The 19,438-nt window shown below is 67.7% G+C and carries 21 protein-coding genes; 7 read left to right on the forward strand and 14 right to left on the reverse strand.

From position 1 onward, the window contains the following. Nucleotides 1–83 precede the first annotated feature (83 nt). A complete protein-coding gene (locus OXM58_06095; GenBank protein MDE0147924.1) occupies nt 84–941 on the reverse strand; it encodes a fumarylacetoacetate hydrolase family protein in 858 nt (285 codons plus the stop codon). A gap of 2 nt (nt 942–943) precedes the next feature. Next, nucleotides 944–1,507 (reverse strand): MarR family winged helix-turn-helix transcriptional regulator, encoded by a 564-nt coding sequence (locus OXM58_06100; GenBank protein MDE0147925.1) that lies wholly within the window; start codon nt 1,505–1,507, stop codon nt 944–946. 142 nt (nt 1,508–1,649) lie between these two features. Here OXM58_06100 and OXM58_06105 point away from each other — a divergent pair, with 142 nt between their 5' ends. After that, the gene (locus OXM58_06105) at nt 1,650–2,714 is read left to right on the forward strand and encodes an LLM class flavin-dependent oxidoreductase (protein MDE0147926.1); all 1,065 of its coding nucleotides are present in this window, start codon (nt 1,650–1,652) and stop codon (nt 2,712–2,714) included. 252 nt (nt 2,715–2,966) lie between these two features. On the opposite strand, the gene OXM58_06110 is transcribed toward OXM58_06105, so the two are convergent. Together OXM58_06110 and OXM58_06115 are read right to left on the reverse strand one after the other, a co-directional pair. Then, on the reverse strand, nt 2,967–4,232 hold the full coding sequence (locus tag OXM58_06110) for an MFS transporter (GenBank protein ID MDE0147927.1): 1,266 nt from the start codon (nt 4,230–4,232) through the stop codon (nt 2,967–2,969). Between the two features lie 46 nt (nt 4,233–4,278). Next, nucleotides 4,279–5,148, reverse strand: coding sequence for an MBL fold metallo-hydrolase (locus tag OXM58_06115; protein ID MDE0147928.1), 870 nt, complete (start codon nt 5,146–5,148; stop codon nt 4,279–4,281). A 123-nt stretch (nt 5,149–5,271) separates the two neighbouring features. On the opposite strand from OXM58_06115, the gene OXM58_06120 reads away from it, so the two are divergent. Further along, nucleotides 5,272–6,306, forward strand: coding sequence for a cobalamin-independent methionine synthase II family protein (locus OXM58_06120; GenBank protein MDE0147929.1), 1,035 nt, complete (start codon nt 5,272–5,274; stop codon nt 6,304–6,306). Between the two features lie 23 nt (nt 6,307–6,329). Here OXM58_06120 and OXM58_06125 read toward each other — a convergent pair whose 3' ends face one another. From OXM58_06125 to OXM58_06170, 10 genes are all read right to left on the reverse strand, one after another. Next, a complete protein-coding gene (locus OXM58_06125) occupies nt 6,330–6,545 on the reverse strand; it encodes a hypothetical protein (GenBank protein ID MDE0147930.1) in 216 nt (71 codons plus the stop codon). 60 nt (nt 6,546–6,605) lie between these two features. Further along, entirely contained in the window at nt 6,606–6,986 is a 381-nt protein-coding gene (locus OXM58_06130) for a helix-turn-helix domain-containing protein (protein MDE0147931.1), read from the reverse strand. Then, the gene (locus tag OXM58_06135) at nt 6,983–7,318 is read right to left on the reverse strand and encodes a DUF6516 family protein (GenBank protein MDE0147932.1); all 336 of its coding nucleotides are present in this window, start codon (nt 7,316–7,318) and stop codon (nt 6,983–6,985) included. The genes OXM58_06130 and OXM58_06135 overlap by 4 nt, the downstream gene beginning before the upstream one ends. A 96-nt stretch (nt 7,319–7,414) precedes the next feature. Beyond that, entirely contained in the window at nt 7,415–8,035 is a 621-nt protein-coding gene (locus OXM58_06140) for an SCO family protein (protein MDE0147933.1), read from the reverse strand. Nucleotides 8,036–8,175: 140 nt separating this feature from the next. After that, the gene (locus OXM58_06145; GenBank protein MDE0147934.1) at nt 8,176–8,850 is read right to left on the reverse strand and encodes an SOS response-associated peptidase; all 675 of its coding nucleotides are present in this window, start codon (nt 8,848–8,850) and stop codon (nt 8,176–8,178) included. Between the two features lie 283 nt (nt 8,851–9,133). Then, nucleotides 9,134–9,502, reverse strand: coding sequence for a DUF1330 domain-containing protein (locus OXM58_06150; GenBank protein ID MDE0147935.1), 369 nt, complete (start codon nt 9,500–9,502; stop codon nt 9,134–9,136). 85 nt (nt 9,503–9,587) lie between these two features. Further along, on the reverse strand, nt 9,588–10,226 hold the full coding sequence (locus tag OXM58_06155; protein MDE0147936.1) for an MBL fold metallo-hydrolase: 639 nt from the start codon (nt 10,224–10,226) through the stop codon (nt 9,588–9,590). Next, nucleotides 10,223–10,840, reverse strand: a complete 618-nt coding sequence (locus OXM58_06160) for a glutathione S-transferase family protein (GenBank protein MDE0147937.1) — start codon at nt 10,838–10,840, stop codon at nt 10,223–10,225. Before OXM58_06160 ends, OXM58_06155 begins: the two co-directional genes overlap by 4 nt. Before the next feature lie 216 nt (nt 10,841–11,056). After that, on the reverse strand, nt 11,057–11,242 hold the full coding sequence (locus OXM58_06165) for a hypothetical protein (GenBank protein ID MDE0147938.1): 186 nt from the start codon (nt 11,240–11,242) through the stop codon (nt 11,057–11,059). A 7-nt stretch (nt 11,243–11,249) separates the two neighbouring features. Beyond that, nucleotides 11,250–12,854, reverse strand: coding sequence for an FAD-binding oxidoreductase (locus tag OXM58_06170; GenBank protein ID MDE0147939.1), 1,605 nt, complete (start codon nt 12,852–12,854; stop codon nt 11,250–11,252). Nucleotides 12,855–13,065: 211 nt separating this feature from the next. On the opposite strand from OXM58_06170, the gene OXM58_06175 reads away from it, so the two are divergent. From OXM58_06175 to infB, 5 genes are all read left to right on the forward strand, one after another. Next, complete coding sequence (locus OXM58_06175; protein ID MDE0147940.1) at nt 13,066–13,326, forward strand: hypothetical protein; 261 nt, start codon at nt 13,066–13,068, stop codon at nt 13,324–13,326. 250 nt (nt 13,327–13,576) lie between these two features. After that, nucleotides 13,577–14,068, forward strand: a complete 492-nt coding sequence (locus OXM58_06180) for a ribosome maturation factor RimP (GenBank protein MDE0147941.1) — start codon at nt 13,577–13,579, stop codon at nt 14,066–14,068. Between the two features lie 34 nt (nt 14,069–14,102). After that, complete coding sequence (gene nusA, locus OXM58_06185) at nt 14,103–15,863, forward strand: transcription termination factor NusA (GenBank protein MDE0147942.1); 1,761 nt, start codon at nt 14,103–14,105, stop codon at nt 15,861–15,863. Between the two features lie 79 nt (nt 15,864–15,942). Then, nucleotides 15,943–16,695, forward strand: coding sequence for an RNA-binding protein (locus OXM58_06190; protein ID MDE0147943.1), 753 nt, complete (start codon nt 15,943–15,945; stop codon nt 16,693–16,695). Then, nucleotides 16,688–19,417, forward strand: a complete 2,730-nt coding sequence (gene infB, locus OXM58_06195; protein ID MDE0147944.1) for a translation initiation factor IF-2 — start codon at nt 16,688–16,690, stop codon at nt 19,415–19,417. The genes OXM58_06190 and infB overlap by 8 nt, the downstream gene beginning before the upstream one ends. The last annotated feature ends 21 nt before the right edge of the window (nt 19,418–19,438 follow it).

The following is a 19,438-nucleotide window of genomic DNA, read 5'->3' on the forward strand; positions in this document are numbered from 1 at the left end:
AACGCCAGATCCCTCCCTACCGGCCTTTTGCAGAGGAATCCTCTGAAGAGGGGGAGGTAAAGGAGCGCGCGTCCGCCTACGGACTATGCGTTACGCACCGGCACGTCCATCGACCCGATCCCCTCGACCGTGCAGTGCATCGTGTCGCCGGCCTCGACCGGGCCGACGCCCTCCGGCGTGCCGGTCATGATGACGTCGCCGGGATGCAGGGTGTAGAAGGCGGAGCAGAACTCGATCAGCCGCGCGACCGAAAAGATCATGTTCCGCGTGTTGGATTTCTGTCGGGTCTCGCCGTTCACCCGGATTTCGAGATCGAGATTGTCGGGATCGGCGATCTCGTCCGCCGTCACCAGCCAGGGGCCGAGGACGGCGTAGCTGTCGATGCTCTTGCGCACCGAGCGGTCCTCGCTGCCGCGCACCGTCATGTCGAGGCCGATGGCGTAGGCGGCGATATGGTCGAGCGCGCCCGCCATCGGCACCCGGTCGGCCGTCTTGCCGACGATCGCCGCCAGCTCGACCTCGTGATCGTTGCGCCGGTCGGCGAAGCGCAGCGCCACGCCCTCGGACGGGCCGACCAGCGCGGAGCAGGCCTTCAGGAACGGCCCGGCCTGTTCGATCTTGAGGATCCGGTTGCCGGCCGAGAGGCCCGTGTCCTCCATCGCCTCGTCGATATGGAGCTGGTAGTTGACCGGGATGCCGATCACCTTGGTCGGGTTGGCGACCGGGCTGAGGAACTTTGCGTCCGCGACGGCGATCCGCGCGGCGCCCGACGCAATCTCGCCGACCCGCGCCCGCACGGCATCCAGGTGCCGGATCAGCAGGTCGCCCGGCGGCAGCGGCCAGCCGTAGTCCGGTATCGCTTCGAGGGCGGCGGTGACGTCGGCGATCCGGCCGCCCTCGACCAGGCCGAGGCGGTTGTCGTTGTAGCGGCACAAACGCATGGTCAGCCTCCTTCGCGATTCCGTTCTTTTGCGCTGCGCAAGCCGGCCGGCGAAACGGGCAGGTCGGCAATCCGCGCCAGGTTTTTGAGAAATTGCGCCCGCTGGCCCGCGGGAATCGGCGCGACGATGCGCTCCTGGGCGCGCTCGACCCGGTCCGCGGCAGCTTCGAGCGCCGCAACGCCTTCGGCCGTGACGCTGAGCCGGTTGGCGCGGCCGTCCGCTTCGGTGCGGACCCGGCGGATCAGGCCGCGGCCGGCCAGGCGCGTGATCATGTCGGCAGCCGTGCTGCGGTCGATCCCGGTGATGCGGACCAGTTCGCTCTGATTGGCCTCCGGATTCTGCCAGGCCGCCAGCAGCAGGGCGAATTGCGGCGGGCGCAGCCCCCGCTCACCGACCGCCTGGACGAACAGGTCGACGGCGCGCTGCTGCGCCCGGCGCAGCAGGTGGCCGGGCGTTTCATGCAGGGCAATACCGTCGATGGGCCGCCCGGCGGCATTCGGCCCGGCGGTATTCGGCGCGGGGTCCTGCACGCCAGGGCCGTCGCCGGTCGGGTTCGGTCTGTCCATGGGCCGATCATAGGCCCGAAGATTTCCTCCGTATACTGATAAAACCGATTGCCGGCGCACAACTCCTCTGTATACTGACGATCGATCCGCCAAGACGATGGTGGGGGCGCCGGCGTGGATGTCCGGCCGGGGAGAGGCGTTCATGGCTGGCAGAATCGATTTCGGGCTGCAGTTTTTCCCGGACGTCGGGCCGGACATCCTGTCGGCGCGCGACTATTGGGGCGAGGCGCTGCGCCTGGTCGACCATATGGACGCGCTCGGCTACACCAACCTGCGCACCGTCGAGCACTATTTCCTGCCCTATGGCGGCTATTCGCCCAACCCGCACCTCTTCCTGTCCGCGGCCTCGATGCGCACGCAGAAGGCGCGCTTCGTCACCGGCGCGGTCCTGCCGGCCTTCAACCATCCGCTCAAGATCGCCGGCGAGATCGGCATGATGGACGCGATCACCGGCGGGCGCATGGAATGCGGCTTCGCCCGCGCTTTCCTGCCCCACGAGTTCGAGAATTTCGGCGTGAGCCTGGACGAGAGCCGCGCCCGCTTCGAGGAAGGCATGGAGACGGTGCGCCGCCTGCTCGAGGAGGAGGACGTTTCCCTCGACGGGCGGTTCCACAGCTTCCAAAACGTCACCTCCCTGCCCCGGCCGACCCAGAAGCCGCGCCCGCCCTTCTGGATCGCCGCCTTCGCCACGCCGGAGAGCTTCGTCAACGCCGGGCGGAAGGGCTACAAGGTCATGGCGATCCCGCTGGCCGGCGGCAAGATGAAGGAATTGATCGGCCTGTATCGCGACGCCTGGCAGGAAGCCGGACACCCGGGCAGGGGCAAGGTCATGCTCGCCTTCCACATGTTCTGCCATGAAGACGGCGGCATGGCGGCGGAGATCGCCCGCCAGCCGCTCAACAACTATCTGAAATCCCTGGTCGATGCGGCGTCCCACTGGACCGGCGGCACGACCTCGAAGGACTATCCCGGCTACGACAAGATCATCGCCGGGCTGGCGAAGGATTCGTTCGAGAGCCAGGTGGAAAAGGGCGCGGCCTGGGTCGGCACGCCGGCGGATATCAGGCAGCGGATCGAGGATTACCGGGACTTTACCGGCGGCTTCGAAATCGCGTCCCTGCAGGTCAATTTCAACACGATATCCTACGACGACGCGCTGGCCTCGATGCGCCTGTTCTCAAAGGAAGTGATGCCGCACTTCCGGTAGGATTCTTCTGCGAAAAGCTGCGCGCCTCCGCGGCGCTATACCTCCCCCTCTTCAGAGGGGGAGGCTCGGACAAGAATCGGGGTGGGGGTGGCGCGTCGAAAGACGCGCAGCGCCGAAAGGCGCTTCTTCCAGCCTCGACACGGCACCCCCATCGACCTCGCTGCGCTCGGCCACTTCCCCCTCTGAAGAGGGGGAAGGATATCCGGCAGCGGCCGCGCTGGATTTTGCGGACGAATCCGTCCGCAACCGCCTTCACGCCGCCGCGCGGTGGGGCAGCCACAGCTTCATGCCGCCGCCGCCCTTGATCCGGCCGGCGAAGAAAACGAGCACGACCAGGTTGGCGACGCCGGCCGCGACCGCCAGGGCGAAAGCCAGCCGGTAGTCGCCGGTCCAGTCGAAACCGGCGCCGCCGATGAAGCTGCCGAAGCCCATGCCGCCCCAGCCGAGCAGGCCGACGACCGCCATGCCCCGGCCGCCGATGCGCGGCGGGATGAATTCCCGGCAGCAGGTGATGAACGACACCATCACGCCGGCGAAAAACAGGCCGAACATGATCGCCAGCAGCCAGATCAGCGCCATGCTGTCGACCACGACGAACCAGTAGATCACGGCCGTCTGCCCCACCGACATGGCGAAATAGGTCGGCAGGACGCCGAGCCTGTCCGCAACGGTGCCGCCGACCAGCCGGCCCCCGGCCCCGGCCAGCATCAGGGCCGACAGGATCTGAACGGCCGTCGAGGCATCCACGCCGCGGTCGGTCAGCAACGGCACGAGATGCACGATCAGCACCGACATGCAGGTGCAGCACAGGAAGACCGCGACCGAGAGCCAGGCAATGACTTCGTTCGCCGGCAGGCCGGTCTGGCTCCGGGTCAGGGCGCCGTCCGCGTCGCCGGCGGCAGCCCGCCGCGCCGCCAGGCGGACCGGCGCGTCGCGCACCATCAGCGCGAGGGGAATTCCGAGCGCGAGATAGATCAGCCCGAGGCTGAACAGCGCGTCGCGCCAGCCTCCGGACTCGATCAGCCAGTGATCGACGATCGGCATGAGGCCCTGCCCGACGCCGCCGCCGCACGCGACGATGCCGATGGCCAGCCCCTTGTTGCGGCCGAACCAGTAGCCGATGCCGATCAGCATCGGGCCGCTGACCACGGCAAGGCCGGTCGCGCCGAACAGGAAATGGGCGAGGTAATATTCGGTGAGCGTCGACTGGCCGGACTGCAGCAGATAGGCGGCGCCCATGCCGACGACCGCGACCGCGGCGATGGCGCGGGTGCCGAACCGGTCGGCCAATATCCCGAAGCCCAGCCCGGCCACGGCCGCCGAGACCGCGATGGCGGTGTAGCCCAGGGACGTCTCGCCCCGGGTCCAGCCGAACTCCAGGGTCAGCGGCTTGATGAACACGGCCACCGCCGGCAGGCCGCCGAAGGTCAGGACCGACAGCAGGAAGGTGACCGCGACCATGATCCAGCCATAGGGCTGTTCCCTGACGTCGAGGGCTGCCGGTGGGGTTCGCGCCATTGTCCTGTCGGAAAATCGAGGTTTGACCGCGGACGGAGCCTGCCGGCTACAGCCGGTTCAGCGGCACTTTCAGGTAGACCGCGCCGTTGTCTTCGGCCGGCGGCATATGGCCGGCGCGCATGTTGACCTGGATCGAGGGAATGATCAGCAGCGGCATGTCCAGTGTCCTGTCCCGGCTTGTGCGCATCTCGACGAATCCGGCCTCGCCGATCCCTTCGTGGATGTGGACGTTGCGCCGCCTCTGCTCGCCGATGGTGGTCTGCCAGGCGAACGCGTCCCGCCCCGGCGCCTTGTAGTCGTGACACAGGAAGACCCTGGTTTCGTCGGGCAGGGCGAACAATCGCTGCACGGAACGGTACAGCGTGCGCGCATCGCCGCCGGGAAAGTCGCAGCGGGCGCTGCCGTAATCCGGCATGAAAATGGTATCGCCGACGAACGCGGCATCGCCGATCACATAGCTGACGCAGGCCGGCGTATGCCCGGGCGTATGCAGCACCTCGACGGCCAGCCCGCCGAGCGCGAAGCTGTCGCCGTCGCCGAACAGGTCGTCGAACTGCGAACCGTCGGGCCCGAAATCCGGCCCGCTGTTGAACACGTCGGCGAAGGCGCGCTGCACTTCGACGATGCCGGCGCCGATGCCGATCCGGCCGCCGAGCGCCGCCTTCAGCCAGGGGGCGGCGCTCAGATGATCGGCATGGGCGTGGGTCTCCAGAATGCGCTCGACCGCGAGATCCCGGTCCCGGACGAAATCGGCGATCTCCTGTGCGGCCTCGGTCGTCAGCCGGCCGGAGCGGTGGCAGAAGTCGCGCACCGAATCGATGATGGCGGCCTTGCCGCTATCCGGGCACCAGACGACGTGGGTCGCGGTGTAGGTCGGCTCGTGAAAGAAGGTCTCGACTGCGGCGGGCCGGCTCATCTCGGGTCGCGTTCCTCCTTTTCCCGCACGGACTCTATCGCGCCGCGGCGGCGCGGCGAAGGCCATTGCCTCCGGCGCTGCACGTTGCGACAGTCGGGCCGTCCAGTCGAGAGGGCGTTCCGCATGAACGATATTCCGTTTCCGGCGCTGCCGGCGTTGCCGACGATGGGCGTCGGGTCGATGGCGGCGCCCGGCTGGTTTATCGCCTCCTGGCGCGCCGCGCGAAAGGGCGAATGGGGCGCCCATGACGTCGAGGAGCTGTTCGAGGACGCGACGCGGATCGTCGTGGCCGACCAGTTCGACGCCGGCGTCGACATTATCGGCGACGGCGAATTGCGGCGCCAGCGTTTCGTCTACGAGATGTTCGACCGGCTGAGCGGCCTCGACCGCGTGGCGCCGCGCCGGCGCCTCGGCATCGCCGGCTACGACATGGCGCCGCATTTCACCCCCGCCGGCGGGATCGACGCGCCGGAGGGCCTCGGCGCAGTCGAGGAGTTCGCGCTGCTGAAGGCGCTGGCGCCGGACGCTCCGCTCAAGGTCGCCGTTCCCGGGCCGCTGACCTTTCTCCAGGCGATCGAACTGAACGGCAGTGACCGGGATGGCGTTCTCGACCGGCTGGTCGCCATCGTCCGGGCCGAACTGGTGGCGCTCGCCGAGGCCGGCGCCGATCTGGTCCAGGTCGACGAGCCCGGCCTGCCCCGGGCGCCGCACGGCCTTTCCTTCGCCGAGGGCGCGGATGTCATCGGCCGCTGCCTGGAGGGCGTCGCGGCGCGGACCGCGGTCCATGTCTGCTTCGGCAACAATGCCGGCCGGCCGTTCGCCGACCGCCGCATCGGGCCGATGATGGACGCGATCCGGGCGCTGCCCTGCGAAATCCTGATGTTCGAGTTCGCCAACCGGGAAATGGCGGAACTGGAATTGATGGCGGCGCTGGCCGGCCGCTTCGCCATCGCGGCCGGCGTGGTCGACGTGAAGAACTTCCTGGTCGAGGACGCGGACACCGTCGCCCGGCGGATCGAGCTGTGCCTGGAGCACATTCCCGCCGGGGCGCTGTGGATCACCGCCGACTGCGGTTTCTCGGCCCTGCCGCGCTACATCGCGAAGCGCAAACTGGCCGCCATGACCGCCGGTGCCGCGCGGGTGCGGGACGGCCTATAGCCCTTGCGAACCCGCCGGCGGCGTCAGCCGCAGAAGGGGACGCCGCTCAGCAGCATCTCGAAAAAGGCCGGCACCATCCAGGCACTCCACACGCCGATAACGGCCAGGACGATCTCGGTCGCGAAGGCGGCCCCGAGCGCGCCGCCCGCCAGCGCCGCGCCGAACAGGACCGCCTGCTGGCGCGACAGGGGCCGCAGGACTGCGCGACCGGACAGTGTGGGGGCGGCGGACGAAGTCATGCCCGCATCATGGCCCGGCGGCGGCGGGAGGGCAAGGCGAGGCGGCAGATGCCGGCGGACCTACGCGGCCTGGCGGGACGCCGATGTCAACGGCAGATCGAGGCGGACCCGGTCGAACCGCACCCGCGGGGTCACGGCGCCGCGCTGTCCACGCTTCAATTCGACGAGGCCGTATTGCGACATCGTCTTCAGGGTGCGCGAGAGGTTGGACTTGTTTCGCCCCGAGAGCGCCGCCAGTTCGGTAAGCGATGCCGGCCTTTCCCGGGCGATCAGCGCCAGAAGCTCGCGGTTGCGTTCGGACAGCACCTTCGCGAAGCTTTCGACCGACGTGAACCAGACCGAGGGATCGTCTTCGGCCGGCTTGTAGCGGCCCCCGGCAATTGCCAGGGTGCGCGCCTTCATCGACTCGTAGCTGGCGATACCGATTTTGAGAGTGTTCACGGGATCGACCCTCTTTCCTGCAAAATACTGTCGACCTCGGCCCAGAAATCTTCGAGGAGAGTGACGGCATCTGCGTAATCGTAAGGCCGGACGACCCGCAGCCGGTGGCGGTGGTCGCTCTCCCTGCGCAATCCCGCGCCCGGCCTTCCCCGGTCACGAACCGGGTGTGCGTTATCGAACCCAACCAATCTTGTCCCGTCCGGTGCATGCAGAGTCAGCGAGTAGCGAAGACCGTGCGGCCGTGCCGCTGTGACTTCGGTCCGCCGTACGACGAATTTCACCCAGTGTCCGAACTCATCCACGAAGAATGTCTGGCCGTGCAGGTCCAGCAAGGTGTCGAGCCCATGATCCCGATCAGAGACCGACATTCTCAATGATTATGAGTATCTGATAACAAAAGACAAGCCTTCAGGCTACGCCGACGCCTGTCAGCTCTCGCGAGCCACCCACTTCTTCAGCGCCGCCGCCAGCTTGTCCGGCGCGATCCGGAAGGGGAAATGGGTGATGTAGCCGCCGTCCGGGCCCATCAGGTAGATCAGCGCCGTGTGGTTCACCATGTAGCTGCCGTCTTCCGCCGGCTTCATCCGGCTGTAGCCGACCTTGTAGGCCTTGGCGGCCCGGGCGACCGCCGCCTCGCTGCCGGTCAGCATCAGGATGCGCTCGTCGAAGGCTTCGCGGTAGGTTGTGAGGCGTTCGGGCGTATCGCGGTCCGGATCGACGCTGACGAAGACCGGCCGGATGCGCTGCGCCGACGGCCCCATCAGTTCGAGAGCGTCCGAAATCGTCTGGAGGGTAGTCGGGCAGACGTCCGGGCAGTTCGTGAAGCCGAAATTGACGACGGCGAATTTGCCCAGCAGGTCCTTCTCCGTCCGGGCCGTGCCGGTGTGGTCGACCAGCGCGAACGGGCCGCCGATCAGCGCCTTGCCCGCGCTGCGCGTTTCGGCCGTTTGCCTGACGTCGTCGCCGGCGCGCCACAGATAGACGCCGGCGGCAGCCGCAACAGCGGCAATCAGGGCGACGAGCAGAGCCTGTATCGCAGTTTTCGACATGCCGTTCGCTTTCGCCATGAATGGTGGGAGGCACGGGGCGCGTCGCCCGGAAATCTGGGCATTGCCGGCCGGATCGGAAAGACGGCGCGGTTGCGCTGCGCCACATTGCGCCGGGATGCTGCCGCGGGGGCAGGACGGCTTCAGGCGGCGAGCGGCTCCAGGATCGCCGGATCGTTGTTCTGCACCTTGTTGACCCGGTCGCTGACCCGGTAGGGGCGGAAACCCTCGATTTCACGCGGCGCCAGCAGGGCGTGCAGGTCCTCTTCCGGAGCCGGTTCGAGGCCCAGCCAGCGCCCGAATTCCGGCGGATCGATCACGACCGGCATCCGGTGGTGGATCGGCGCGAGCAGGGCATTGGCATCCGTCGTGATTATGGTGCAGGAGCGCACCGGCCCGTCCGGGCCGTCCCAGCGTTCCCAGAGGCCGGCGAAGGCGAAGGGCCGTTCGTCCTCGTAAGACACCCGGAAGGGGACTTTTGCCGCGCCGTCCGTCCGCCATTCGTAGAAGCCGTCGGCGGCGATCAGGCAGCGGCGCGCCTTCCAGGCGTTGCGGAAACTCGGCTTTTCGGCAATCGTCTCGGCCCGCGCCTGAACGAGCCTGGCGCCGATCTTCATGTCCTTCGCCCAGGGCGGGATGAGCCCCCAGCGCGCCTTGACCAGCGCACGCGGCCTGTCGCCGGAGCCCCTGACGACCGCCGGGACTTCCACCGTCGGCGCCACATTGTACATGGGCGGCCAGTTCAGGGCCGGGCCGTCATAACCGAACAGCAGGCGGATCGCCTTGTCCGGATCGGTCAGCGTGTAGCGGCCGCACATCGATGAGCCCGTTTTGCCGGCGGGTCGCTCATCCCACGCATCTTTGATGCCGTCGGTTTCAGAACTAACAACTGTCTTGGATACAAAAATCCTTTTATTTTACAATGAGTTTTTGGATACCTGCGAACTACCTCTTCCTCCTCCTCACTACGAACCCAATTCGTGCTCAGGACACGCAATAACCGAGACCGACACAAAGTGACGGTCTCGGTTTGAGTGTCTGCCGAGCCTCGCTCTGACGAATTCTGCAACGCCTCCTGCCTCACCGGCGCCGCGGACATCGTCACTCCCCCGGCGGGGCGAGCTCTGGATTCTGCGTCAGCAGATCCTTCAGATCGAAGCCCTCCACCGCGAAGGTGAAGTTAGGCGGAATGACGTCGGTGCGCAGATGCTTTATCGCTTGGTACTCCGGCGAATGCCAGAACCCCTGCAGCGCCGCCATCGACGGGAACCGGAAGATGGTGATGCGCGCATCCGTGGCCCAGTTTCCCTCGTAATGATCCATGAACTGGCCGACATGCCCCGCGACCAGAACCTCGCCCCCGGCCGCCTCGATCAGCGGATGCGAGGCAAGGGCATAGTCGTCGAGCGCGCCGTGACCCTCCGGCATGAACGAGCTCGCAATCAGATAGGCGGGCTTCCCCTCGGTCATCGTCGATTTCCTCCGACAGACAGGGCGGGTGGTCGTACCGTCGCGACGTGCCGGTCGCAGAGGCGACTTGGGGTTCCGCTTCGGCTCACGACGATCCGCCGAGGCGGGCAATGCGCTCGTCGAGCGCCGCCGTCCAGTCCTCGCGCGTGACTTCCCTGTACGCCACCTCGCCGACAAAGCCGCTGCTCAGCACGATGTCCGGGCTCCAGGCGCGCAATCTCGTCAGGCTCTCTGCAAGAGCCACCTTGCTGCCCCCGAAGCTGGAAAGCACGAAGGTCGACCATTTTCCGTTCCACTGGAAGATCGTGTCGCCGCTGAACAGATAGGATTGCCCGTGCGGGGAGCGGTAGAAGAAGCAGACGCTGCCGTCGGTGTGCCCCGGTGTGTGGACGATGTCGAAGTCCTCGATCCGGACGTCGTCCGCGCCGAATTCCAGATCGGGCTTGCCGTGCTTCGCCACGAACGGCGCCTCGATCGCGCTGCAGCCGAGCTTGCAGCCGAAGCGCTCCCGGATCCGCGCCTGGGACGGGCCGGCCTCGTCCCGGTGCGTCAGCAACTGGTAAACAACGCCGCCGTGGTCGGACATATGCTGGAGGTCGCCCTCGTCGCCGGTGTTGTAGAACAGCACGTTGCCCGACGGGCGCTCCAGGAAATAGGCGTGTGTGTTCAGTATGCCGCTGCTGTAGAGCGAGCTCTGCCACAGGTCGGGCGCGATCTGTTTCACGCCCGAATTCCCTCTTCCTCCTCGGCGCGCACCACACCCGGTTCGTCGCGAAACCGCCCGAAATGCCGCTTCAGATTCCGGAACTCGTCAATGCCGATCCCGCTGTAGGGCAGCCATCGGGTCATGACGCAGGCGAAGGCGTCGGCGCAGGTTCGTGCCTCGCCGACCATGAAGTCCCGCCCGTCGAGGTGACGGTCGAGGACCGAGTAAATGCCGCGCAGCCGAACGCCCGCCGCGGCCTTCACGTCGGCCAAGCTCGCCTCGTCCCGCTCGCCCGTGAAGCGTTCGGGCTTGAAGATCGGCATCCAGGCCGGATGCAGGTCGCCGTTCAGAAACGACAGCCACTGGTCGAAGGCCTGCTTCGCACGCGGCGTGTCCTCCCCGGCCAGCTTCTTCTCAGGGGATTTCGCCGCCACATAGTTGAGCAACGCGTGAGCCTGGGTCATCACGCCGCCGTCGCCGTCAACCAGCGCGGGGACCGCGCCCATAGGGTTGATCCGGCGGAACGCCGGATCGTCGAGATCGACCTTCTCCAATTCGTAGGGCTCCCCGGACCAGATGAGCGCGACATGAACGGCCAAAGCGCAGGTGCCGGGCGCATAGTAGAGCTTCATGGTCGTATCCAATCCACCTACTTCTTGTATGTCGCTCTCTCGAACATCCGCATCGGCTTATGACCGCTTGTATGTTGCCGGTCGGCAACCACGATGTCGCATCGAGCCTGCTTGAAGCCTTTGTCTGATGGCCGTTAATCGGCGTTCAACTTTGACCCCCGAGCGGCGTGCAATGTTGACCCCTCCAAGGGGCTGGACGGAGGCTGTCCCGGTAGGTCAACAGGGCCCCTCGGCAATGTGCGCATGACTGGAGGTGGTCGCGATTCCGGCATGGCCGAGCAGCCCGGCGACGGCGCGTACGCTCTCGCCGCCGTTGACCGCGACCGCCGCGTGCGAGTGTTGGAAAACGTGAATGCGCCGCGTCGACAGTCCCGCCGCTTCGCGGATGCGTGGGCGGACCAAGATTTCTCTACTTCGGAGGCGCTGTGAACTCACACCGCACGATCACGCCGGGGTTCATGATGCCGGCCGGATCGAGCGCCCGTTTGGCCGCGTCGTAGGCCGCGCCGAACAGGTCCGGCCGCTGGCGTTCGTACCAGGGCTGGTGGTCGCGGCCGACGGCATGGTGGTGGGTGATCGTGCCGCCGTTGTCGATCACCGCATCGGACGCCGCCTGTTTGATGACGGTCCACTGCTCCATCATGCGCGCCCGGTCGCCCTTGCAGTGCAGGGTGAAATAGGGCGCCGGCCCGTCGGGATAGACATGGGTGAAGCGGCAGGTGACGATGCCGTCTCGCCCGGTCGCCGCGCGGATCGCCCGCTGCGTTGCCGCCATCACGTTGCGGTGGAAGTCGGGGAACCGGTCCCAGGTGATGCTGGTCTCGAAAGTATCGTTCAGCACCCCCCAGGGCGTGATGACCTCGCGGAAATAGGGCATGCGGATGAAGGCGGTGCGCCAGCGGCCGACCGCACCCTCGGCATGGCCGCTGTCGTCGACCTGCCCGCCGTGATCCTGCACCAGTTCCCGGGCCCGCGCCATCGCCGGCGCGACATCGGCATGGGCCGATTCGAAACCCAGAACCAGCAGATGCCGCCCGTCCTCGCTCACCCCGTTGATCCGGCATTCCTCGCCGTCGACCAGGCGGCAGTTGGCCGGGTTCAGGCCCGACTGCGCAACCGCCCGCACGGCTTCGGCCGCCGCGTGGAAATCGTCGAAGGCCGCCGCGGCGTTGGCGCGGTGGACCGGCTTGTCCTGCAGCCGCAGCCAGGCCTCGGTAATGACGCCGACCGAGCCTTCGGAGCCGATAACGAAGCGGTCCGGGCTCGGCCCCGCGCCGCTGCCCGGCAGGCGGCGGCTCTCCATGACGCCGGCCGGCGTCACCGTGCGCAGCGACTCCACGAAATCGTCGATATGGGTGTAGAGCATGGCGAAATGGCCGCCGGAGCGCGTCGCGATCATGCCGCCGACGGTCGCCATCGGGAAGCTCTGCGGAAAATGGCGCAGGGTGAGGCCGTGGGGCTTCAGCGCCGCTTCGAGATCCGGCACCCGCGTGCCGCCGCGGATGCGCGCCGCGCGGGAGGTCCGGTCGACCTCGGCCACGCCGGTCATGCGCACGGTGGAGAGCGTGATCGCCGCGGCGTAGCCGTCGTCGACCTTCGGCTCGACGCCGCCGACCACCGAACTGCCGCCGCCGAACGGGATCAGCGCCGCCCCGGCGTCCGCCGCCCAGTCCATGACCGCGAGCACCTGCTCTTCGGTCTCCGGGAAAGCGACGATGTCGGGAACATGGGGCGTCTGCCGGTCGAACATGCGCACGGCATCGGGCAGCGACTTGCCCATGGCGTGGACCAGCCTGGTATGGGGATCGCGCGCGCAGATGGCTTCGAGGGCCGGCGGCGGCGACAGCCGGGGGGCGGGCAGGTCGAACTCGTCCTCCCGCGGCGGCGGCCCGTCCGGGAAACTGTCGATGCCCAGCGCCGCGCCGTAGGTGCGCTTCAGGTGCGCGACCTCCGCGTCCGTCGCGCCCTCGCCTTCCCAGCCCCAGCCCCAGAATTTCAGCCGTCCCTCGGTCATGCCGCCCTACCGTCTTCCGTGTCGTCGCGCCCGGTACATCGGTTCCGGCGGCATTCTTGCCCGAAGGGGCCGCGGAGTTCAAAGGAAAGGATATACGCAACTGAGAGCCGGCAATAATCTGGCGCTTTATGCTAAAGCATCGTCTTGACTGCGTTGTGTGACCACGCATTACCGATTCGGACAGCACATTTTGGCAAACAGGGAGACTGACGTGAGCGATCTGCTGGAACGTTCCCGAGCAGCAAAAATAGAACTTGAGGAGTGCATTCTTGAGCTCCTTTGCACCTGCCCTAGCGGCCTTCGCAATGCCGAGATTGCGGAGGCTTTGGATCTGCGGTCGGATTTTAATGGAAGGCAGAAGGATTATTTGAGCTACTCGCTCCTTGGCGGGCTGCTAAAGGCTGGCAAGATAGACAGGGATCAGCGCACAAAGCTGTTCACTGTATCGGGGAAGGCAAAAGTACCTGTCTAGATTGCGTGCCTTTCTGCGCTACAGCCTAGCGGCCCGCGTGGACTACTTCGACGACGGAGAGCGTCAAGAGCCTTGCCAGATCGCGGCAAGTCCGTATATTGCACGGTAGAACAAAAACCCGATGGGTCCTTGAGGGGCCCGGTGCAAAGGGTGGGCCCGGCGGCCCGCTCTTTTTTGTTGGCGCGGCCGCGGCCCGCCGGCAGCGCCGCGCCCGCGGGCCCTGAAATCCCGCCGCCAGCCCCGGAGCGCCATGCCCCTGTCCGACCGGATCGCCGCGATGACCGAACCCGCCCTGACGGCGATGGGCTATGAGATCGTGCGCGTGCAGCTTGGCGGCAGCCATAACCCGTCCGGCCGCAGCGCGACATTGCAGATCATGTGCGACCGGCTGGACGGGCAGGCGCTCACGCTGGACGATTGCGCGGAGATCAGCCGGCTCGCCTCTGCGGTGCTCGATGTCGAGGACCCGATTGCCGGGGAATACACCCTGGAGGTCAGCTCCCCCGGTCTCGACCGGCCGCTCACCCGGCCGAAGGATTTCGAACGGTTCGCCGGCGCCGAGGCGCGCGTCGAACTGAGCCTGCCGGTCGACGGCCGAAGGCGCTTCAAGGGCGTGCTGCGCGGCCTGGACGACGATGCGGTCGTCCTGGAAACCGGCGACGGCCGATGCCGCCTCGCGCTGGCCGACATCGAGAAGGCGAAGCTGGTCCCGGCCGGCCTGCCGGGCCGACCCAACGTGTGAGGAACCACGAGATGAATTCTGACGGTATTGCGTTATGAACGTCGCAACGACATTGCACCGGCCGGAACTGATCCAGGTCGCCGACGCCGTGGCGCGCGAAAAAGGCATCGAGCGCGACGAGGTCCTGGACGCGATGGAACAGGCCATCCAGAAGGCCGGCCGCTCGAAATACGGCCACGATCTGGACATCCGCGCCACGATCAACCGCAACAACGGCGAGATCCTGCTGGCGCGCTATCGCGAGGTCGCCGAGGAAATCGAGGACGAGGGCGCGCAGATCACGCCGGAGCATGCCGCCCGGATCGATCCGGAAAAGAAGGTCGGCGATTTCATCATCGATCCGCTGCCGCCGATCGATTTCGGCCGCATCGCGGCGCAGACCGCCAAGCAGGTCATCGTCCAGAAGGTGCGCGAGGCCGAGCGCGGCCGGCAATACGAGGAATACAAGGACCGCGTCACCGAGGTCGTCCACGGCGTCGTCAAGCGGGTCGAGTTCGGCCATGTCATGGTCGATCTGGGCCGGGCCGAAGCGATCGTCCGGCGCGACGAACTGATCCCGCGCGAGAATTTCCGCCAGGGCGACCGCATCCGCGCCTACATCTACGACGTGCGCCAGGAGCTGCGCGGGCCGCAGATCTTCCTGTCGCGCACGCATCCGCAATTCATGGCGAAGCTGTTCGCCCAGGAGGTGCCGGAAATCTACGACGGCATCATCGAGATCCGCGCCGTGGCGCGCGATCCCGGTTCGCGGGCGAAGATCGCCGTGATCTCCAACGACAGCTCGATCGACCCGGTCGGCGCCTGCGTCGGCATGCGCGGCAGCCGGGTCCAGGCCGTGGTGCAGGAGCTGCAGGGCGAGAAGATCGACATCATCCCCTGGTCGCGCGACCACGCCACCTTCGTCGTCAACGCCCTGGCGCCGGCCGAGGTCGCCAAGGTCGTGCTGGACGAGGACACCGGCACCATCGAGGTCGTCGTGCCCGACGAGCAGCAGAGCCTCGCCATCGGCCGGCGCGGCCAGAATGTGCGCCTGGCCTCGCAGCTTACCGGCTGGCACATCGACATCCTGACCGAACAGGCCGAATCCGAGCGCCGCCAGGAAGAGTTCCGCACCCGCAGCGCCATGTTCATCGAGGCGCTGGATGTCGACGACGTCATCGCCCACCTGCTGGTGACGGAGGGCTTCTCGACGATCGAGGAAGTCGCCTTCGTGCCGCTCGAAGACCTGATGGCCATCGAGGCCTTCGACGAGGATATCGCCGAGGCCCTGCGCGAGCGCGCCCGGGATTTCCTCGAGCGCCGCGACGCCGAACTGACCGAACGGCGACGGGCGCTGGGCGTCGAGGATGCGCTGGCGGAGATCGACGGGCTGACGCCGGCCATGCTGGTGCAGCTCGGCGAAGCCGAAGTCCGGCAGATGGACGATCTGGCGGATCTCAGTTCCGAGGAATTGCGCTTCATCGTGCTGACGAAGGACGCGCGCATTTCGGCGGACGATCTCGGCCATGTGAAGGAAAACCGGCGCGCCCGGCTGATGGCCGGCCAGACCCCGGACGAGGACAACAAGATCGACCTCACCCTCGACATGCTGAACTTCCTCAAGCCCTACAAGCTCGCCGCCATGGTGCAGCCGAGCCCGCTCGATACCGAGGAGGCCGAGGCCATTGTCATGGATGCCCGCAAGGCTGCCGGCTGGGTGACCGAGGAAGACCTGGCCGCCCTAGAGGCGGAAGCCGAAGCGGACGAAGCCGAAGCGGACGAAGCCTCCGGGGGCGAACCGGCGCCGGCGGCATAGCCGGCGCGAACGGGAAGGAGACCAGCCGATCGATTCCGCAACGCCATCGCCGGCCCGCACCGCCGACACGGAAACTTCCGTGCCGGACGGCGTGTCTCCGGACATCGTTACTCCCGACATCGGCAGCCGGGACGAGGCAGGCCGGGCGTGTACCGCTGACGGCGGCAATCCGCGCCGCTGCGCGGTCACCCGCCGCGCCGGGCCGCGCGCGGGCCTGATCCGGTTCGTCGTGGCGCCGGACGGAACGCTGACGCCGGACCTCGCGGAAACGCTGCCCGGTCGCGGCCTGTGGGTTACCGCCTCCGGCGCGGCGCTGGCCGCGCCGGGTCTGGCGAAAGCGGCGGCGCGGTCGGCCCGCAAACGGGTGCGGGTGCCGGACGGGCTGCCCGATACGGTCGAGCGGCTGCTGGCGCAGCGCTGCCGGGCGACCCTCGGCCTGGCGCGCCGGGCGGGGCTGGTCGAGGCCGGCTACGAAAAGGTCAGGGCGGCGGTTGCGGACGGCAGGGCATCGCTGATGTTGACGGCGCGGGACAGTGCAGGCAGGGACAGCCGGGAACTCGCCCGGCGGGCTGCGGCCGGATCCCGGCCGGTCCGGATCGCCGCGACGCTGGATTCGGCCGAACTCGGCGCGGCCCTCGGCCGCGAACGGCTTGTCCATGTCGCGGTGGCGGGCGGTTCGCTCGCCGATCACCTGTATCGGGATGTGCAGCGGCTGGCCGGCGTGAGAGGCACGGACGTTTCGGACGGAATGGCGGGGACGGCTGACGCCGGCCCCGGGAAGGTCGAAGAAGCGGCGCACACAGCGGCGCGGGGACGGATAGGGCATGGCTGAGACCAAACAGGACGAAGAAAAGAAGCCGCTGACGCTGACACGGCCCGGCCGCCTCGAACTCAAGAAGACGGTCGAATCCGGCGTTGTGAAGCAAAGCTTCTCCCACGGCCGGTCCAAGACCGTTGCCGTCGAGGTGAAGAAGAAGCGCACCTTCCGGCGCGGCGAAAGCGGCCGGATGGCCGAGGTCAAGGAAGAGGTGGCGCAAAGCGCGGAAGGCGCCTTCGCCGAGAAGAAGAGCAGCGCCGGCCCGATGCTGAGCCAGGCCGAGCGCGATGCCCGGCTGCGCGCCCTGAAACAGGCCGACGCCACGCATGGCATCCCGGAACGGCCGCTTCCCGCCGGCGAGGAGCAGCCCGCGATCGCTCCGCTGGACGCCGATACGGCGCCGGAAGCCGCGGACGCCCTGCCGGAAACGGTCGATCCCGGCGAGGCACCCCAGCCCGATCTGGATGTCGCCGCGGCGGATGCAGCGCCGCCCCAGGCGCTGCCGGCGGAAGACGGGGCCGAGGCCGACGCCGACGCCGGACCGCCCGTGGTGCAGCCGGAGGACGAGCAGCCCGATGCGTCGGACGCGGAAAGGACGCGCCGGTTCGCCGAAGAGCGCGCGAAAGCCGACGACCTCGCCCGGCGGCTGGCGTCGAAGGAGCTGGGTGTCGGCTTCACGCCGAGCTCGAAGGTGGCGCCCAAGCCGGCGGCCAGGACCGCCGCGCCGCAGACGGAGCGGGCCGCCGGCCCGGCCGAACCCGGGCGGGAGGAAGACCGCGACGAGCGGCGGCGGCGGTCCGAGCCCAAGCGGCCGGCGACCGGCAAGCGCGGCGAACCGCGCCGCCGGACGGGCCGCCTGACCATCGCCCAGGCCCTCGAGATCGGCGATGCCGGGATGGAGCGCAAGCGTTCGGAAGCGGCGGCGCGGCGGCGGCGGGAAAAGGAAAAGCAACGCGCCCTGAAGGGCCCGATCGAACACCGGAAACAGAGCCGCGAAGTCGTCGTCCCCGAAACCATCACGGTGCAGGAACTCGCCAACCGGATGGCGGAGAAAGGCGCGGACCTGGTCAAGTCGCTGATGAAGATGGGCGTCATGGCGACGCTCAACCAGTCGATCGACGCCGACACCGCCGAGCTGATCGTGGAGGAATTCGGCCACAAGATCCGCCGCGTGTCGGAAGCCGATGTGGAAATCGGCCTCGAAGGCGCGCCGGACGATGAAGAGACGCTGAAGCCCCGGGCGCCGGTGGTGACCGTCATGGGCCATGTCGACCACGGCAAGACATCGCTGCTCGACGCCCTGCGCGAAACCGATGTGGCCGGCCGCGAAGCCGGCGGCATCACCCAGCATATCGGCGCCTACCGGGTCACCCTGGCGAGCGGAGGCCAGATTACCTTCCTGGACACGCCCGGCCACGCGGCGTTCACCGAAATGCGGTCGCGGGGCGCTACGGTCACCGATATCGTGATCCTCGTCGTCGCGGCCGACGACGGCGTGCAGCCGCAGACCGTCGAGGCCATCGCCCATGCCAAGGCGGCGGAGGTGCCGATCATCGTCGCCGTCAACAAGATCGACGCCAGGGGCGCGGACGCGAACCGGGTGATGACCGAACTGCTGCAGCACGACATCCAGGTCGAGCCGATGGGCGGCGACGTGCTGTGCATCGAGGTGTCGGCAACGGAAAAAACCAACCTCGACAAGCTGGAAGAGGCGATCCTGCTGCAGGCCGAACTGATGGACCTCGCCGCCAATCCGGACCGCGAGGCCCAGGGCGTTGTCGTCGAGGCGAAACTGGAGCGCGGGCGCGGCGCCGTCGCCACCGTTCTGGTGCAGCGCGGCACGCTCGCGGTCGGCGACATTTTCGTGGTCGGCCGGGAATGGGGCCGGGTGCGCGCGCTGGTCGACGACCGGGGCGAGACCGTCCAGACGGCCGGCCCGTCGGCGCCGGTCGAGGTTCTCGGCCTGAACGGAACCCCGGGCGCGGGCGACGATTTCCTGGTCGTCGACGACGAGGGCCGGGCGCGGGAGATCTCCGAATACCGCCAGCGCGTCGCCAAGAAGGACGCCGGCGTCCCGCGCAGCTCGATCGAACAGATGTTCTCGATGATCCAGGCCGGCGAGGCGCAGGAACTGCCTGTCCTGATCAAGACTGACGTTCACGGCTCGGCCGAGGCCATCGCCGGCATGCTCGACCGGCTGTCGACCGACGAGGTCAAGGTCCGCATCCTACACAGCGGCGTCGGCGCCATCAGCGAATCGGACATCACGCTCGCCAAGGCCTCCGGCGCGATGATCATTGCGTTCAACGTGCGGGCCAACAATCAGGCGCGCGACCTGGCGGCGCGCGACGGCATCGACATCCGCTACTACTCGATCATCTACGACATCAACGACGACATCAAAGCGATGCTGTCGGGCATGCTGGCGCCGGAAATCCGCGAGACCTTCCTGGGCTACGCCGAGATTCTCGAAGTCTTCAGGGTGTCCAAGGTCGGCAACGTCGCCGGCTGCCGGGTGACCGAAGGGGTGGTCCGGCGCGGCTCCGGCGTGCGGCTGCTGCGCGACAGGGTGGTGATCCATGAAGGCAGGCTGGCGACCCTCAAGCGCTTCAAGGACGAAGTCCGCGAAGTGCATGGCGGCATGGAGTGCGGCATGTCCTTCGACCGGTACCAGGACATCCGCGTCGGCGACCAGATCGAGTGTTTCGAGGTCGAGGAGGTGCAGCGCGAACTGTAGCCCGGTGCGGCCTGCGCCTGC

Source organism: Rhodospirillaceae bacterium (genome assembly GCA_028819475.1).
Classification (GTDB): Bacteria; Pseudomonadota; Alphaproteobacteria; order Bin65; family Bin65; genus Bin65.

Coding starts and splice junctions, on each gene's coding strand:
- OXM58_06095 (MDE0147924.1), bottom strand. CDS start 941: ATGCGTTTGTGCCGCTACAACGACAACCGCCTCGGCCTGGTCGAGGGC.
- OXM58_06100 (MDE0147925.1), bottom strand. CDS start 1,507: ATGGACAGACCGAACCCGACCGGCGACGGCCCTGGCGTGCAGGACCCC.
- OXM58_06105 (MDE0147926.1), top strand. CDS start 1,650: ATGGCTGGCAGAATCGATTTCGGGCTGCAGTTTTTCCCGGACGTCGGG.
- OXM58_06110 (MDE0147927.1), bottom strand. CDS start 4,232: ATGGCGCGAACCCCACCGGCAGCCCTCGACGTCAGGGAACAGCCCTAT.
- OXM58_06115 (MDE0147928.1), bottom strand. CDS start 5,148: ATGAGCCGGCCCGCCGCAGTCGAGACCTTCTTTCACGAGCCGACCTAC.
- OXM58_06120 (MDE0147929.1), top strand. CDS start 5,272: ATGAACGATATTCCGTTTCCGGCGCTGCCGGCGTTGCCGACGATGGGC.
- OXM58_06125 (MDE0147930.1), bottom strand. CDS start 6,545: ATGACTTCGTCCGCCGCCCCCACACTGTCCGGTCGCGCAGTCCTGCGG.
- OXM58_06140 (MDE0147933.1), bottom strand. CDS start 8,035: ATGTCGAAAACTGCGATACAGGCTCTGCTCGTCGCCCTGATTGCCGCT.
- OXM58_06145 (MDE0147934.1), bottom strand. CDS start 8,850: ATGTGCGGCCGCTACACGCTGACCGATCCGGACAAGGCGATCCGCCTG.
- OXM58_06150 (MDE0147935.1), bottom strand. CDS start 9,502: ATGACCGAGGGGAAGCCCGCCTATCTGATTGCGAGCTCGTTCATGCCG.
- OXM58_06160 (MDE0147937.1), bottom strand. CDS start 10,840: ATGAAGCTCTACTATGCGCCCGGCACCTGCGCTTTGGCCGTTCATGTC.
- OXM58_06170 (MDE0147939.1), bottom strand. CDS start 12,854: ATGACCGAGGGACGGCTGAAATTCTGGGGCTGGGGCTGGGAAGGCGAG.
- OXM58_06180 (MDE0147941.1), top strand. CDS start 13,577: ATGCCCCTGTCCGACCGGATCGCCGCGATGACCGAACCCGCCCTGACG.
- nusA (MDE0147942.1), top strand. CDS start 14,103: ATGAACGTCGCAACGACATTGCACCGGCCGGAACTGATCCAGGTCGCC.
- infB (MDE0147944.1), top strand. CDS start 16,688: ATGGCTGAGACCAAACAGGACGAAGAAAAGAAGCCGCTGACGCTGACA.